At 60.2% G+C, this 15,532-nt stretch carries 14 protein-coding genes; 8 read left to right on the forward strand and 6 right to left on the reverse strand.

Going from position 1 to position 15,532, the window contains the following annotated elements:
- Positions 1-16: 16 nt before the first annotated feature.
- The 6 genes from FHT77_RS11075 to FHT77_RS11100 form a co-directional block, all read right to left on the reverse strand.
- Positions 17-1,078 (reverse strand): four-carbon acid sugar kinase family protein, encoded by a 1,062-nt coding sequence (locus tag FHT77_RS11075; RefSeq protein ID WP_183755106.1) that lies wholly within the window; start codon positions 1,076-1,078, stop codon positions 17-19.
- Positions 1,075-2,067 (reverse strand): ABC transporter ATP-binding protein, encoded by a 993-nt coding sequence (locus FHT77_RS11080; protein WP_183755107.1) that lies wholly within the window; start codon positions 2,065-2,067, stop codon positions 1,075-1,077. The genes FHT77_RS11075 and FHT77_RS11080 overlap by 4 nt, the downstream gene beginning before the upstream one ends.
- Positions 2,067-3,074, reverse strand: a complete 1,008-nt coding sequence (locus FHT77_RS11085) for an ABC transporter ATP-binding protein (protein WP_183755108.1) — start codon at positions 3,072-3,074, stop codon at positions 2,067-2,069. The genes FHT77_RS11080 and FHT77_RS11085 overlap by 1 nt, the downstream gene beginning before the upstream one ends.
- Complete coding sequence (locus FHT77_RS11090) at positions 3,074-4,036, reverse strand: ABC transporter permease (RefSeq protein ID WP_016556690.1); 963 nt, start codon at positions 4,034-4,036, stop codon at positions 3,074-3,076. The genes FHT77_RS11085 and FHT77_RS11090 overlap by 1 nt, the downstream gene beginning before the upstream one ends.
- A gap of 2 nt (positions 4,037-4,038) precedes the next feature.
- A complete protein-coding gene (locus FHT77_RS11095; protein WP_183755109.1) occupies positions 4,039-4,995 on the reverse strand; it encodes an ABC transporter permease in 957 nt (318 codons plus the stop codon).
- A 139-nt stretch (positions 4,996-5,134) separates the two neighbouring features.
- A complete protein-coding gene (locus FHT77_RS11100; RefSeq protein WP_183755110.1) occupies positions 5,135-6,784 on the reverse strand; it encodes an ABC transporter substrate-binding protein in 1,650 nt (549 codons plus the stop codon).
- Positions 6,785-7,091: 307 nt separating this feature from the next.
- Between FHT77_RS11100 and FHT77_RS11105 the strand changes: the two genes are divergently transcribed.
- The 8 genes from FHT77_RS11105 (at position 7,092) to FHT77_RS11140 (ending at position 15,222) form a co-directional block, all read left to right on the forward strand.
- The gene (locus FHT77_RS11105; protein ID WP_183755111.1) at positions 7,092-7,997 is read left to right on the forward strand and encodes a dihydrodipicolinate synthase family protein; all 906 of its coding nucleotides are present in this window, start codon (positions 7,092-7,094) and stop codon (positions 7,995-7,997) included.
- A 10-nt stretch (positions 7,998-8,007) separates the two neighbouring features.
- A complete protein-coding gene (locus FHT77_RS11110; protein ID WP_183755112.1) occupies positions 8,008-9,195 on the forward strand; it encodes a sialidase family protein in 1,188 nt (395 codons plus the stop codon).
- A gap of 349 nt (positions 9,196-9,544) precedes the next feature.
- Positions 9,545-10,678, forward strand: coding sequence for an iron-containing alcohol dehydrogenase (locus FHT77_RS11115; RefSeq protein ID WP_183755113.1), 1,134 nt, complete (start codon positions 9,545-9,547; stop codon positions 10,676-10,678).
- Positions 10,679-10,709: 31 nt separating this feature from the next.
- Entirely contained in the window at positions 10,710-11,699 is a 990-nt protein-coding gene (gene pdxA / locus FHT77_RS11120; protein WP_183755326.1) for a 4-hydroxythreonine-4-phosphate dehydrogenase PdxA, read from the forward strand.
- A 77-nt stretch (positions 11,700-11,776) separates the two neighbouring features.
- Entirely contained in the window at positions 11,777-12,742 is a 966-nt protein-coding gene (locus FHT77_RS11125; protein WP_183755114.1) for a hydroxyacid dehydrogenase, read from the forward strand.
- Positions 12,743-12,775: 33 nt separating this feature from the next.
- Positions 12,776-13,825 (forward strand): Ldh family oxidoreductase, encoded by a 1,050-nt coding sequence (locus FHT77_RS11130; protein WP_183755115.1) that lies wholly within the window; start codon positions 12,776-12,778, stop codon positions 13,823-13,825.
- A gap of 114 nt (positions 13,826-13,939) precedes the next feature.
- Positions 13,940-14,113, forward strand: a complete 174-nt coding sequence (locus FHT77_RS11135) for a hypothetical protein (protein WP_183755116.1) — start codon at positions 13,940-13,942, stop codon at positions 14,111-14,113.
- 296 nt (positions 14,114-14,409) lie between these two features.
- Positions 14,410-15,222: a sulfite exporter TauE/SafE family protein gene (locus tag FHT77_RS11140; RefSeq protein ID WP_409527444.1), complete on the forward strand. Its 813-nt coding sequence runs from the start codon at positions 14,410-14,412 to the stop codon at positions 15,220-15,222.
- Positions 15,223-15,532 lie beyond the last annotated feature (310 nt).

Raw genomic sequence — 15,532 nt, forward strand, 5'->3', positions numbered from 1 at the left:
TCCCCGCCGGCATTGCTTATGCCGCCTGATTCTGTGCAATCAGTCTTAGCAAACTATCAGAATTCCCAAAGCCCCCGGACTTCACCGCACAGCGCAGACGCAAGCCATCAGCAGTCGTAACGTCAAACCACGGAATCCCCGCCTCGATTTCGCCCTTCGGCATCAGGACCCGAATTCCAAGTTCACAAAATACCGCCAGCGCCGTGTCACCGCCCCCGACCATCAGCGTTTCCGGGCGTGTGGCATCTATGACTGATTTTACGCCTTTCGCGAAGCGGTCGGCAACTGCTGCTGCATCGCTGGTTATTTCACCCGTGCAACGCAGAAGCAGGGGCAAGGTAAATTGCCCTTCGCGGGGCACCGCTCCGATAGGGGCATCAATGGCCGAAGTCAGGGCGCCAGACCCTTCCAGCTTGGTCATTTGTGCTGCCGTGATCGGATCGCGAGAGCCAAAGGCAAAGATGGTCTCGGACGATGCAGCAAGCGGTTTGCGTGGCCGATCCATCTGCCCGATCTTTCGGGCAAAGGCAGCACCCAAGCCGCGAGCGCCGACAGCAAGCGTCGTCCTCCACTCATACTCGCCAACCAGTCGGTCAAGGTCACTGTCAGTCTCGGCGTCTCGCACGAGCACTTCGCCGTCATTTGCCTTGAAGAGCTCAGCAATCGGGATGGGTTCGGTTACGCCACGACCAAAGACATGGCCATCGCGGGTCAAGCGCTGCTGGTCGGGGATGGCAGGCGCCACAACGATGGCTCCGTGACCGAAAACTTCAGCCAAGGCGACGCTTTCGGCTGCAACATTGCCCTTGAGACGGGAGTCTATCTTCTTCAGGACAATGCCCGGCGAGGCGGCAAGAAGAGCCTTCGCCGCAGCAGTGACTCTTCTCGCCGCTTCCTCCCCCAGGAGAGCTCGTGAAGCTGTGTTGACCACAACCACGTTGCAGCCAGTCAGAAGCGCTTCGGGAATTGCATCCACATCGATTGCGACAGCGACGGATAGACCGGCATCGACAAACGGAGTGCCCGTGTCGAGCGCGCCGGTCAAATCGTCAGCGATGATCGCGACCTCAAGCGTCATGCGTTCGTTTCCGTGTTGACCGCATGGCAGGCGACGAGATGGCCGGGCCTTGCTTCCTTCCACTCGGGGATCATCTTGCTGCAAACCTCCATGGCGATCGGGCAACGGGTATGGAAGCGGCAGCCGGTCGGTGGACTAAGCGGGCTCGGCACATCGCCCTGCAGGATCTGGCGCTTGCGAGTACGCTCCAGCTCTGGATCGGTTTCCGGAACGGCGGAGAGCAGCGCTTTGGTGTAAGGGTGCAGCGGGTTCTCGAACAGCTCCTCGCGGGTCGCAAGTTCGGCAAGGCGACCGAGATACATGACGCCGACGCGTGTGCTGATATGGCGTACGACCGCCAGATCGTGGGCGATGAACAGATAGGTCAGCCGGTATTTTTCCTGCAGGTCGAGCAGCAGGTTGATGATCTGCGCCTGAATGGAAACGTCGAGAGCGGAGATCGCCTCATCGCAGACGATGAACTTCGGCTGACACGCCAACGCCCGGGCGATAACCACGCGCTGGCGCTGACCGCCGGAAAGCTCATGCGGATAGCGCTGCGCAAAACGGGTGGGCAGCCCGACGTCGGTCAGCAGCGTCGCGATCCTGTCCTTCAGTTCCGCCTTGGTGCAAAGCTTGTGGAACAGGATCGGCTCGCCGATTGCCTCGCCGATCGTCATTCGCGGGTTGAGCGTCGAGTACGGGTCCTGGAAGACGATCTGCAGGTCGCGGCGGAACGGCCGCATCTGCTTCTCATCAAGGGTCGCGAGATCCTGCCCCTTGTAGACGACCTTGCCTGATGTCGCCTTGTAGAGGTTGAGGATGGTAAAGCCGGTTGTCGACTTGCCGCAGCCGGATTCGCCGACAAGCGAAAGCGTCTCGCCTTCCATGATATCAAGGTTGACGTTGTCAAGCGCATAAACCGTCGCCGCACGCTCGCCGAAGGCGCCGAGCTTGACGTGGAAATGCTTGACGAGGTTTTCGACCTTGAGAAGCGGTTGTGCACCCATCACGCAGCCTCCTGCACTTTCTGAACGACGAAGCAGGCGGCGCGGTGATTGCCGGCGCCAGCCAGCGGTTCGAGTTTTGGCACCCGTTCGTGACAGACAGGCTCGGCCAGGGGGCAGCGCGGTGCAAAAGGACATCCCTTTGGCCGGCGGCCGGGTTCCGGCGGTGTTCCTCCGATCGACGAGAGCCGGCTTGCGGGTGCATCCGAGAGCTTTGGAATCGAAGCAAGCAGACCGCGCGTATAGGGATGGCTCGGGCGTGCGTAGAGTTCGTCCACCGGCGCATCTTCCACAACCGTGCCGGCATAGAGGACGGCGACGCGATCGACGAGACCAGCGATCAGCGCGAGATCGTGCGTGATCCAGACGACAGACATGCCGAGCTTGGCACGCAGATCCTTCACCAGATCGACGATCTGGGCCTGGATGGTCACATCTAGCGCGGTCGTCGGTTCGTCAGCAATCAAGAGCTTCGGATTGCAGGCAAGGCCGATGGCGATCATGACGCGCTGGCGCATTCCGCCCGAAAGCTCGTGCGGATAGGCCTGCAGCCGCTCTTCCGGCCCCGGAATGCCAACGAGACGCAGCAGTTCGACGGCGCGCTGGCGGGCCTGCGCCTTGCTCATCTTGCGGTGATAGATCAGCGGTTCGCAGATCTGGTCGCCGATGCGCATCACGGGATTCAGCGATGTCATCGGATCCTGGAAGACGAAGCCGATATCGCCGCCGCGGACCTTGCGCAGTTCCTTGTTGGACATCTTCTGAAGATCGTTGCCGTCGAAACTCGCAGAGCCCTTCGTCACCTTGATCTTGTTGGGCAGGAGCCGCATCAGGCTGAGCATGGTCAGGCTCTTGCCGCAGCCGGATTCGCCGACGACGCCGAGCGTCTCGCCCTTGTTGACGTGTAGGTCGATGCCGTCGACAACGACGGCAGGGCCATTGCGTCCGTCGATCTCGACGGTGAGGCCGCGTACATCGAGTAGGCGTTCATTGGATTTGGTTGTGTTCATCACTTGCTGCCCCGCGGATTGAGTGCGTCGTTGAGGCCATCGCCGAGGAAGCTGAAAGCAACCGAGGCAAGGCCAAGAACGGCTGCCGGTGCGGCGAGGAGATGGGGATAGTGCTGCCAGACGCGCAGGCCATCCGAGATCATGTTACCCCAGCTGGGGGTCGGCGGATTGACGCCGACGCCGAGGAAGCTGAAGGCGCTCTCCAGAACCATGGCGGTGCCGAGGCCAGCACTGACGGAGACGATGAGTGGTCCGAGCGCGTTTGGCACGACGTAGCGCTTCATAATCACCCAGTTGGAGAGGCCAAGCGCCTGTGCCGCGGTGATATAGGGGCGGCTGCGAATCGACAGCACCTGAGCGCGCACGAGGCGGGCATAGGGCGGCCAGGAGATCAGCGCCATCGAGCCGAAGACGAGGAAGAAATCGACCCAAATGGTCTGGCGGTAGAATGGATTGAGGGTTGCCATGTACTGGGCCTCCATCCATTTTGCAATCGGCGTTTTCAGCGAAGCGTTGATGACGACGACGAGCAGCAGATTCGGCACCGACATGGTCACGTCAGTCAGCCACATGATGGCGCTGTCGAACGGGTTGCCGAAGAAGCCGGCGATGGCACCGAGCACGAGACCGATCGCAACCGCGATGAACGTCACGACGATAGCGACCAGGAAGGCCGTGCGCGTTCCGAAGACGACGCGGCTGAAAACATCCCGACCTAGATCATCGGTACCGAACAGGTGGTGAAGTGACGGAACCGCGTTTCGCGCCTGCAGATCCTGCGTCAGATAGTCGTAAGGCGTCAGGTATGGCCCGAAGATTGCGGTGAAACCGAGGATCAGCACGACAACCAGACCGAAAAGGGCAAGCTTGTTGCGCTTCAGACGGTACCAGGCGTCACGCCACAGGTTGACCGGCGGCTCTTCCTGCGTTGCTTCGATCGTGGAGAGAGGGATGGCGGACATGGTCAGCGGCTCCTTCTTGCATCGTTGGCGCGCGGATCAAGCAGCGGATAAAGCACATCGACCAACAGGTTCGAGGCCATGACCAGGAAGGAACCGATCAACGTGATCGCCAGGATGACGGGATAGTCAGAATTGGTCAGCGCCTGCACCGTCAGGCGCCCGAGGCCCGGCAGGCCGAAGACGAGCTCGACGAAGATCGCACCATTGACGATGGTGATCATGATCAGGCCGAGCTGCGTGACGACAGGCGTCAGCACCGGGCGCAGGATGTGGCGCAAAGCGACGACGATCTCAGGCACGCCCTTGGCGCGGGCCGTGCGGACGAAATCCTCGGACAGGACTTCGATGACCGCAGCGCGCGTCTGGCGAACGATCAGTGCGATCGGCTGGAACGACAATACGAGCAGCGGCAAGAGGATACGCACGTCGAACACGCCGCCCCAGCCATAGGGCACCTTGATCATCGGCAGCAGCACGATGAGCGCGACCATCAGCAACGGACCGGCGACATAGGCAGGGATCGCCCAGAGAAAGAGCGCGCTGCCAAGGATCGTGTAGTCGAGTCGCGTGTTCTGGTTGAGTGCCGCGATCATGCCGAGCGGAATGGCGACGACGGCGGTCAGAATGATGGAACAGAGGGCGAGTTGAAAGGAAACCGGCGCCGCAGCCGAAACCATGGCCCAGACCGAACGGCCCGAGGTCAGCGAATTGCCGAACTGGCCATGCAGAAGATTCCAGATGTAAAAGCCGAACTGCTCGATGAACGGCTTGTTGAGGCCGGCGCTCTCGCGGATAGCTTCGATGCGCTGGGGATTATAGGCAACATCGCCGGGTGCGCGCAGAAAGATCAACTTGATCGGATCGCCGGCGCCGTAGAAAGCCAGCGCGTAGACGGCCAGCATGACGATCAGCACGGACGGGATCCAGATGGCAAACCGGGTTAGCACGTAGCGTAACAAGGTCATCTCCCACCGGTTGGCAGACACCTTTCCGCATCAACGCGGACATGCGATGTCTTCTTGAAACTTGCGCGAAGGCCTTGAGGTCTTCGCGCGGTTGCTATTTGCCAGAGGCTATCTATTCGGGACGTTCGACGGCTCAGCCGACGGAAATATCCCAGGGCGCGACGACCTGCCAGTCGAGGTTCTTTTCCATGCCCTTGACCTCCTTGGTGGCCCAGCGCGACATCGCCTGAGAATACCACGGAATGAACGCCCAATCCTCGCGGAACGCCTTCTGCGCGTCCTGGGCGAGCTTGACGCGTTGCGGATCGTCGGCAGCCTTCGTGGCCGCTTCGGCAAGGGCCGCGTCGACCTTCTCGTTCTTGTATCCGCCAAGCTTGTTCTGCGCGTTCGATGAGGTCGAAGCGATGCAGCCCGCAAGATAGGAAACGGCGTCCGGAACACGCGTTCCGACGTCGTCACGGAAGATCTGTACCGCGTTCTGGTCCGGACCTGCGTAGGAGTCCTGCTGCGGCTTCATGTCGACGGCGGTGATGCCGAGATTCTGGCGCCACTGCTCGGCAATGAACTGGGCCGCAGCTTCGATGGCCGGCGCGGAAATGCCGACGAACAAGATCTTCGGCAGACGCTCGGGGCCGCCATAGCTCGACTCGGCGAGCAGCTTCTTGGCGGCTGCCGGATCGTACGGATAGGGCTCGAAGCCAGAGTTGTCGGCGCCGGGCACGGAATTGAGGATCTGATCCGCCTTTTTGTGCGGCCCATCCGGGTAGGAAGCCTTAAAGAGACCGTCACGGTCGATCGCCATGATCAGGGCCTGGCGGACCTTGGGGTCGTCCATCGGGGCACGAGTGACGTTGAACCAGAAGTGCTGGCTGGTCGGGATCAGCGGGCCGGAGGAGAATTCCGGACCGAGGTCCTGGATAATGGTGGAGGTCACGAGCTCGGTGTGAGCGTTGAACTCGCCCGAATTGATCAGCGAGGTCGCGGTGACGTTGTCTTCAACCGACGTGATTTCGATGCGCGCCAGCTTCGGCTTCGGCCCGAAGAAATTCTCGTTCGGTTCGAAGACCAGCTTGCCGGCGTCGATGTCGAGGCTGGTCAGCTTGAACGGGCCGGAGAAAACCGGCTTGCTGTCAGGCTTGTACCAATCGGCAACTTCCTCGCCGTCACTGCCGCGCGACTGCGCCGCCTTGGTGATGGGAGCAATGTGGTTGGCAAGGCGCATGAAGAAGATCGGGTCGACTTCCGTCAGGGTGACGACAACCGTGCCTTCATCAGGCGTTGCAACGCCCGTCAGTTCGTTGCCGGAACCGCCGCTGATTTCCTTATAGCCCTGAACCTTGCTCAGCACTTGGTCGGCGCGCTGGCTCTTCGTGTTGGGCATGGAAGCAACTTCCCAGGAGCCCTTGACATCAGCCGAGGTGATCTTGCTGCCGTCGGAGAAGACGGCCTTGGGGTCGATCTTGAAGGTCCAGACCTTGTTGTCGGGCGAGTCCCAGCTGGTGAAGACATATGGCTTGATCTTGCCTTCGCTATCGAAATACATCGGCGAAGCCCACCAGATCGAGTTCCAGCGGAAGGGGCGCCCGCCGCCGCGCAGCGGTGACCAGTCTTGGTCGAAAGCCGGATGCGCGGCCTTGAGAACCTGTCCCTCATCGGCGAACACGATCCGGGCGTTCATCCCGAATACGGTGAGGCCAACGCCAGCGGCGAGGCCGAGCTTCAAAGCCTCGCGGCGTGACATCTGCGTTCCCTGCGCAGATTTCCCTTCATTGCGGTCAGTCATAGTGTCCTCCCATGGCAAAATTGATGGCGTCTCCACTTTCCACTCTATCCCGAAAGTGCATCACGACATGGCGCAGACACTCGCTCGATAATGTAAATATGTCAACCAAAATTAATCAACGCCTCGAGCTTGAGGAAGATCTAAAATATTTTATTTCACGTTTTCAGTTAGTTACAAATACAACAAGCCGCTGTCGCATATTGTCATATTGACAACATCTGCTGTGAGGAAGATGAAAACCGCATCTCGCGGGCTCGAGTTCCCGCCTTGGCCGCCAGCTGTGCGGCGTTCATCCGAGGAGGACGATATGAACGATCACAAGATTTCAGGCGTATTCAGCGCGGCGGCGACCCCGCTCAATGCGGACGGCAGCCCGGACCTGGAGCTTTTCACCGAGCACTGCCAACGCTTGTTGCGGGAAGGATGTCACGGCGTAGCGCTGCTTGGCACGACCGGTGAGGCGAATTCCTTCTCCTCCGGCGAGCGTCGGTCGATCCTTGAGGCAGCCCTCAAGGCAGGCGTGCCCGCCGACAAGCTGCTTCCCGGTACTGGTGTCGTTGCCACTCCTGAAACGGTGGAGTTGACCAAGCATGCGCTCTCTCTTGGCGTGACAAAGGTCGTGATGCTGCCGCCCTTCTATTACAAAGGCGTATCCGACGACGGGTTGTTTGCTGCCTATTCGCAGGTTTTGGAAAAGATCGGCGATACCAGGCTGCAGGTCATTCTCTATCATATCCCGCAAGTCTCAGGCGTTCCGCTTTCGATCCCGTTGATCGGCAGGCTGATCGAAGCATTCCCGAACACGGTCGTCGGAATCAAGGAATCCGCAGGTGATTTCAATAACATGCAAGCGATCATCGCCGCTTATCCGGGCTTTTCCGTGCTGGCCGGAGCTGATCCACTGCTCTTGCCGCTCCTGAAGGCGGGAGGTGCGGGCTGCATCACGGCAACCTCCAATCTCGTCGCGGACTCGCTGCGCACCGTATACGACAAGGTCCACGATGAGGCGTGTGCCGGTGAGGTCGAGATTGCCCAAGCTCGCATCAATGCCTATCGAACGCTCTCTAACTCCTATGTCCAGATTCCGACGATCAAGGCAATGGTGGGCCTCAAGACCGGTAACGCAGCCTGGCGGCGGACCCGTGCGCCGTTGATGCCAATCAGCGACGCCGACTATGCGGCGCTTTCCGAAGCCTATGCCAAGCTGCCGTGAGGGACGGAACATGAGCTTTACAGGTTTGCCGCCCGAGGCGGTTCCGGCGTTGATGACCGGAGATATCGCCGAGCATTCCGCCGAGAAGGGTCGCGCTGAAGCGTATCTACCCTCTCCCTGTATCCAGAACCACGCGGCCAATCTCGCATTTCTGCCAGATGGAACCCTGACTTGCGTTTGGTTCGGAGGCACGATGGAGGGAATGGGTGATATCTCCATTTACATGTCGCGACTGGCGACGGGAGCGGCGGGCTGGTCGCAGCCGGAGAAGATGTCGGACGATCCGGCGAAATCCGAACAAAATCCTTTAGTTTTCAATGCGCCAGACGGAAGAGTCTGGTTACTTTATACCTCGCAGACCTCGGGCAACCAGGACGGCTCGATTGTAAAATGTCGTATCTCGGAGGATGGCGGAAAAACCTTCGGAGAGGTGCGCGTTCTCTGTGATATCCCGGGCACGTTCGTGCGCCAGCCGATCATCGTCAATCGCACTGGCACCTGGCTGTTGCCGGTCTTTCGCTGCATTGGATTGCCCGGAGAACGCTGGACGGGAGACGTCGATACGGCGGGCGTGCTGATCTCGCGCGACGCGGGCAAAAGCTGGGTCATGACGGAGGTCCCGGATAGTATCGGCGCGGTTCACATGAATATCGTGCCGATCGACGGCGACAACCTTGTGGCCTTCTATCGCAATCGATTTGCCGAATCGGTCTTGTCCAGCCGCTCGAGTGATGGCGGTACGCATTGGAGCGCGCCTCGACCGATTGATCTGCCGAACAACAACTCGTCAATTCAGGCGACGCGACTGGAAAACGGCATGATCGCAATGGTTTACAACCATTCCAATGCCTCGACCTCGGATGCTCGGCGCCAGTCGCTCTACGATGAGATCGAAGGTGACGAGGAGACAAAGGTGGCGCCGGTGCAAACAAGCGAGCGACGCAAGGCTGTCTGGGGCGTCCCTCGCGCGCCGCTCAGCCTTGCCCTCTCCGGTGATGGCGGCGTGAGCTTTCCCCGACATGTCGATCTTGATACCGGTGACGGATATTGCTTGAGCAACAACTCGAAAGACTCGGTGAACCGTGAGTTTTCCTACCCCTCGATTATTCAAGGGGCGGATGGCGTGGTGCATGTCGCCTACACTTATTATCGCCGTGCCATAAAATACGTGCGGCTTTCCGCCGATGCGATAGCGTAACGCCTTCATAGGTTGTCAGTTGTGAATTTTCCTCAACCGATTCCACTTCTTGACGACAGAAGTGGGTCGGATCGCGCGTTCATTTAACAACTTCCTATTATCTTATGGCCATTCGGCCCCCCAACTCCACCTCAATGTCCTCAATGACCGGCTCTTGTCATTTTTACTTGCAAAATCAGTTATTTGAACGATGAGGCGGGATAAATGGCGTGCGGACGTGATTGGCAAAAGCACGATTTCCTGGTCGCGGGCGATCTGACTGCTTGCCAAATGCCGTAGCTTTGTATAACAAATTTACATCTTATGCGACGGAGATAAGTCGCCAGCACTTGCAGGGAGGAGTGGTCCAGTGGTCAGCTTGGATTCGCCTATCACAATCGTCCGGCCGCACCTGATCGAGTTCGGCGTCGGCACGGCAGAGCGGCTCGGCAGGTGGGCGAACGAGAAAGGCTACAGCAGGATTCTCGTTATCTCCGACGCCTTCAACGCGACGCGCGTCGATACGCTTGCCCTCAAGGGCGACGTCACGGTGTTTGCCGATGTAACCCCAGAGCCGGATACTGCCAATCTCGACAAGGTGCTGGCCGTGGCAAATGCAGCAGACGCCCAACTGGTGGTTGGCTTCGGCGGCGGCAGTGCCATGGATCTTGCCAAGCTTGCCGCAGTACTTGCCGGTTCCTCGCAGACATTGCATGAAGTTGTCGGGCCGAACAAAGTCAGGGGGCCGCGCCGCGTTGCGCTAGCTCAGGTGCCGACGACATCAGGCACCGGCAGCGAAGCCGGCATCAGGGCCCTCGTCACCGACCCCACGACGATGGCCAAGCTTGCCGTCGAGAGCATGCACATGCTGGCCGATATCGCGGTTGTCGATCCGGCGCTGACCTTCAGCGTGCCTGCGCGCACGACCGCGGCAACCGGGGTCGACGCGATGGCGCACTGTGTCGAGGCTTTCACCAATCGCAAGGCGCATCCGATGATCGACCTTTATGCGATCGAAGGAACGCGGCTGGTCGGCAAGTATCTTGCTCGCGCCGTTCAGGATGGCTCCGACGCCGAGGCGCGTGCCGGCCTGGCGCTTGCCTCCCTGTATGGAGGCTTCTGTCTCGGCCCGGTCAATACCGCTGGTGGTCACGCTCTCGCCTATCCGCTCGGTACGCGTTGGCATGTGGCGCACGGCGCGGCAAATGCGCTGATCTTCCCTCATGTGCTCGCCTTCAATACGCCGGCGGTGCCTGAGAAGACCAATATCATCATGGAAGCATTGGGCCGCCAGACTTCAGGCCATATCGAATCTGTTTTCGATGCCGCCTATTCCTTTTGCGCCGAACTCGGGATTGAAATGAAACTCTCTGGCCTCGACGTGCCGGAAAGTGATCTGGATGCGATGGCTGACGATGCCTTTGCGATCCGTCGCCTGCTGGACAACAACCCGCGCGACCTGTCGCGCGCCGATATCCGCTCGATCTACCAAGCCGCTTTTTGAGGCCGCTTTCATTCAAAGAGGACCGTGAGTGATGGACAGGAATGCGAAAGTTGCCGTGACGCTCGGCGATCCGGCCGGTGTCGGCCCCGAGGTGATCGTCAAGGCGCTTGCCACGATGCCGAAGCAGGAGCGTCGCGATTTCGTCATCGTCGGCAACACGGAAGCGCTCGAGCGCGCCAATCGCGCCGCCGCAACCGGGCTTTCCTTCGCGCCAGCAGATGCAGCTGGCACGGGCAAGATTGCCGTCGACGAGGTCGAGCTCGGTGCGCCGCTGCCTGAGATCGGCAAGGTCAGTCCAGTCGCGGGTGACGCGTCGGTGCGCTACATCAGCCGTGCCGTCGATCTTGCGATGTCAGGCAACGCCGATGTCATCGTTACCGCGCCAATCAACAAAGAAGCGATGAATCTCGCCGGCCATCATTATGACGGCCACACCGGCCTGCTGGCGCATCTCACCGGTTCGAAGAGCTCGTTCATGCTGCTCGCTTCGGAGCGGCTGAACACCATCCACGTTTCTACCCATATCTCGCTGAAGGGCGCGATCGAACGCGCCAAGACCGAGCGCGTTCTCGCAACGATCGAGGCGGGGCACAATCACTTCATGCGCCTTGGCAGAAAGGCGCGGATCGCGGTTGCCGGTCTCAACCCGCACTGCGGCGAGAACGGCTTGTTCGGGACCGAGGATAGTGAATTCCTCGCGCCTGCCGTCGAACTGGCGCAGGCGAAGGGCATCGATGTCGTTGGTCCGATCTCGGCCGACACGGTCTTTGCGCGTGCCTATAATGGTGCCTTCGATCTTGTTATCGCGCAGTATCACGACCAGGGCCATATTCCGATCAAGCTCATCGCATTCGACACGGCGGTCAACGTCTCACTCGGCTTGCCGATCGATCGCGTGTCCGTCGACCACGGCACGGCCTTCGATATTGCCGGCACGGGCAAGGCAAACCACGTGAATATGCTTTCAGCCATCGCCTATGCGCGGTTGATGGCGCGGTCTCCACGCCGGCGGGCGGCTTAGCGCGTCGGTTCTTGCGGGGTTGTTGGCCGTGCCGTGGTGTGCCGCCTGCTGCTTTGCTCGCTGGAGGAGTTGAGCGAATGGAAAAGACTGTTGTCATTCTTGGTGGCGAATTGGCGCCCGAAGGCCGGGCGCTTTTGGAAAATGCCGGAGTACGCGTTATCTCCACGCCGCCCTACATCGACCGGCAGGCCGTCATTGAGGTCATGAAAGCTCATAAGCCGGATGCAGTCATCGTGCGGCTGCTCGCTGACTTGCTTGGGGCTGAGGAAATGCAGGCGGGCGGAAGGCTCCGACACATCGCCAAGCACGGGGTCGGAACGAACGACATCGACGTTAAGGCGGCCGCAGCGCTCGGCACCCCCGTGTCGATGACGACGGGAAGTAACGGACACTCGGTCGCCGAGCACGCGCTCGCGCTGATCATGGCGCTCGTCAAGGACTTGCCGCGCCAAGACGGGCTCATTCGGGACGGTATTTGGGACAAGAACCAATATAACGGGCGCGAGTTGCGCGGCCAGCGGCTTGGTCTTGTCGGGTTTGGCTTCATCGGCCAGACGCTCGCCCGTATGGCGGGCGCCATCGGCATGATCGTCTCGGCCTTCGATCCACATACGCCCGGTCACGCGTTTCACGATGGGGTCACCCGCGAAACCGACCTGGATACACTCATTGCGAACTCCGACATTGTCAGCCTCCACTGTCCGTTGACGCCGGAGACACAAAACCTCATCGATGCTCGTCGCATCAGGCTGATGAAGCGGGGCGCGCTATTGATCAACACGGCGCGAGGCGAAGTGGTCGACGAGAAGGCATTGATTTCCGCGCTTGAAGATGGGCACCTCGCCGGGGCCGGTTTGGACAGTTTCGCCGTCGAGCCGCCCGGCTCCGACAATCCCCTATTCCGACTTCCGAATACGCTGGTAACCCCGCACGTCGCCGGCGTCACCCTCGACGCGAAACGCGCCGTGTCGATCATGTCTGCCGAGAACGTGCTTGCGGCGTTCGATGGCAAGACATTGGAACCCCGCTTTCTCGCGCGCTGACCGGCTCGCTGCCGCCAAATGATGGAGAACAACATGGGCGAGGCTCCCGATATCCGCTATGCACCGGATACGTTGCGCATGTTCGCGCAGTCCTTGTTTGGCGCCGCCGGACTTGAGGAGGAAAAGGCGGCCGCCGTTGCGCACTATCTCGTCGAAGCCGATTTGATGGGCCACACGACGCATGGCCTGGCATTGGCCGGCTGGTATCTGCAAAGCATCGCCGATGGTGTGATGAACCGTGAGGGCCTACCGGATATTCTGTCGGATCGTGGTCCAGCCGTCGCCTGGCGTGGGCGCCGCCTTCCCGGCGCGTGGCTGACATCCGAAGCGGTGAAACTCGCCTGCGAGCGCGCTGCCACCTACGGCACAGCCACGATCGCGATCGCCGACAGTCATCATATCGGTTGTCTCGCCGCCTATCTCACCATCGCCACGGATCGCGGCTACATGGTCAGCATCGCAAGCTCCAGCCCATCCGGTGGACAGGTCGCGCCTTTCGGCGGACGAAAGGGTGTCTATACTCCCAACCCGGTTGCCCATGGCATCCCAACGCCCGGCGATCCCATCCTGATCGATATCAGCGCTTCGATCACGACGGTCAACATGGCGCAGCGGTTGGTGCGCGAGGGCCGGCAATATGAGCACGAGTGGCTGATGGATGAGAACGGCGAGCCCAGCTGTGATCCGCGGGTGATCGACCGTGGCGGCACGCTTATGCCGGTGGGAGGGCTCGATCATGGCCAGAAGGGCTATGGCATGGCGCTTCATGTCGAGGCCTTCACGCAGGGGCTTGGCGGTCTTGGGCGTGTCGACGAATTGAAGGGGACAAACGCGGCAGTCACCGTCCAGGTTTTCGACCCTGAAGCTTTTGGTGGCCGCGAGGCCTTTCTACGGCAGACGGGCTGGCTTGCCGAGGCATGCCGCAGCAATCCCCCGCGACCGGGTGTTGCGCGCGTTCGGCTGCCGGGAGAAAACGGGCTGGCCCGCAAGCGCGAGGCACTCGCTGAAGGGATCATGCTCCACCCCAATATCATGACCTCACTTGCGCCGCATGCCGAACGGCTAGGGGTGGCCACCCCCTAGTCTCGGGCGCTTGTCTTGTCCCCGAAAAAGCACGGGGAGAGTTCGATCGAACCATTTCGATCAGCGCTGTGACCCGCTAAATGTTTACAAACGGTAAACAGGGCGAGGGAAGAGATGAGGAGCTTTGCAGGCGGACTGACAGCGGCTCATTTGGAGCAAATGCTGGCACCCTACATTGCCGACCGGCAGGCCGAAACGGTTCGCGACAACGCCGAGCAGCGGGATGAGCGCGACCTTGCGCCGGCAAAGAAAGCCGCGGAAAATGCCTGGACGTCGCCCCGCAACTAAAATCCGCTGACCGCCCTTCGAGGATCTAAGGACCGACCATACCGGTATTGCGGAAAGGGCGGGAACGCGGGTGGCATGGTCGCCGCGATCATGGGACAGGCAAAGTTGTTGGGCCTGGAGGCTAAACAGAAACTTTAGATTATCCATAAGTCATCATCACTACCAACGCGTGTTCTTGAGCTTTCCGTTTCGGAGTGGGAGGCGCAGTTTGCGGTCGAGCGAGGACCAAACGCGCAGTAGCCCAACTGACGACATCCAGCTACCACTACAAGAGGTGAGATTTTCGCGGAGCTTGGATGATGACGGACGACACCTCTGTTGCGCAGCAATCACGCAACCTTCCGATGGCTTTAGGTGGTGGAGGTGTCATCGGCGCATTCGCTGGACTGATCGGCCTCGGTGGTGGTCAGTTTCGCTTGCCCCTTTTGATCGGCCTTTTCAATTTTCCAGCTTTGGAAGCAATCATTCTCAACAAGGCCATGAGCCTCGTTGTCGTTGTATCGGCATTGCTGTTTCGGGCGGCAACGGTTCCTTTCGGCACGATTGCGGCAAGCTGGCCTATCATCGTTAATCTCCTCTCCGGAAGCCTGTTAGGCGCATGGTTCGGAGCGGGTTTGGCTACGCGTCTAAAGTCCGACACGCTGTACAAAGTCATCGCCATTCTGCTCGTCGAATTCGCGATCGTATTGGTAGTTGGGCGTGACGTAGCAGCTGGGCAGCCGCTTCTGACGGGGGGCGCGCAACTGGTCGCGGGCGTCCTCGCGGGCTTCGTCATCGGGACAGTTGCCTCGCTGCTTGGTGTGGCGGCCGGTGAACTTCTAGTCGCGACTTTGGTGATATTATTCGGGGCAGACATCAAGCTAGCTGGCTCTATCTCCCTTGCGGTGAGCCTGCCGACAATGCTTGTCGGTTTCACTCGCTACAGCCGCGACCAAAGTTTTTCCGTCCTTGGGCGCAACCGGCTTTTCCTGCTCGTCATGGCAGCTGGGTCGATCGTCGGAACTTTCATCGGCGGCAAGCTGCTTGGCATCGTTCCCAACGCTTTCCTGCTTCCAGCTCTTGCTTTGATCCTGCTAGTTTCCGCCCTCAAGGTCTGGCGACACCACTAGTTCCGACAAGGCGGCCCTGTCTCCTCCGTAAGGAAGCTAAATCTAAGAGTAAGCGCCCACCAGCGCCGGAACCCGACCCCCCCGAGCAGTAGTAGGAAGGGATTGATTGGCTCCCGCCCCTGCGGGGGGCTTCGGCGGGATGGGGGCGGCGTTGTTAAAAGGAGCCCCCTTCCCACAAAGAAACCGTGCCGATAAAATCCCCACCCGTCGTGACCTTGTTCTTCCATGACATGGCTTCGTTTCAGCCACAGAAGCCCGGCAGCGCGCGATTTTGGCTTTTCGGCACGTCACCTCCATCGGGGATCGGAAG

This window comes from Rhizobium sp. BK181, assembly GCF_014193305.1.
In the GTDB taxonomy this organism is placed as follows: domain Bacteria; phylum Pseudomonadota; class Alphaproteobacteria; order Rhizobiales; family Rhizobiaceae; genus Rhizobium.

Bases quoted from the DNA above. Each gene is read 5' to 3' on its own strand.
- FHT77_RS11075 (WP_183755106.1), bottom strand. From the start codon at position 1,078: ATGACGCTTGAGGTCGCGATCATCGCTGACGATTTGACCGGCGCGCTC.
- FHT77_RS11080 (WP_183755107.1), bottom strand. From the start codon at position 2,067: ATGGGTGCACAACCGCTTCTCAAGGTCGAAAACCTCGTCAAGCATTTC.
- FHT77_RS11085 (WP_183755108.1), bottom strand. From the start codon at position 3,074: ATGAACACAACCAAATCCAATGAACGCCTACTCGATGTACGCGGCCTC.
- FHT77_RS11090 (WP_016556690.1), bottom strand. From the start codon at position 4,036: ATGTCCGCCATCCCTCTCTCCACGATCGAAGCAACGCAGGAAGAGCCG.
- FHT77_RS11100 (WP_183755110.1), bottom strand. From the start codon at position 6,784: ATGACTGACCGCAATGAAGGGAAATCTGCGCAGGGAACGCAGATGTCA.
- FHT77_RS11105 (WP_183755111.1), top strand. From the start codon at position 7,092: ATGAACGATCACAAGATTTCAGGCGTATTCAGCGCGGCGGCGACCCCG.
- FHT77_RS11110 (WP_183755112.1), top strand. From the start codon at position 8,008: ATGAGCTTTACAGGTTTGCCGCCCGAGGCGGTTCCGGCGTTGATGACC.
- pdxA (WP_183755326.1), top strand. From the start codon at position 10,710: ATGGACAGGAATGCGAAAGTTGCCGTGACGCTCGGCGATCCGGCCGGT.
- FHT77_RS11125 (WP_183755114.1), top strand. From the start codon at position 11,777: ATGGAAAAGACTGTTGTCATTCTTGGTGGCGAATTGGCGCCCGAAGGC.
- FHT77_RS11130 (WP_183755115.1), top strand. From the start codon at position 12,776: ATGGGCGAGGCTCCCGATATCCGCTATGCACCGGATACGTTGCGCATG.
- FHT77_RS11135 (WP_183755116.1), top strand. From the start codon at position 13,940: ATGAGGAGCTTTGCAGGCGGACTGACAGCGGCTCATTTGGAGCAAATG.
- FHT77_RS11140 (WP_409527444.1), top strand. From the start codon at position 14,410: ATGATGACGGACGACACCTCTGTTGCGCAGCAATCACGCAACCTTCCG.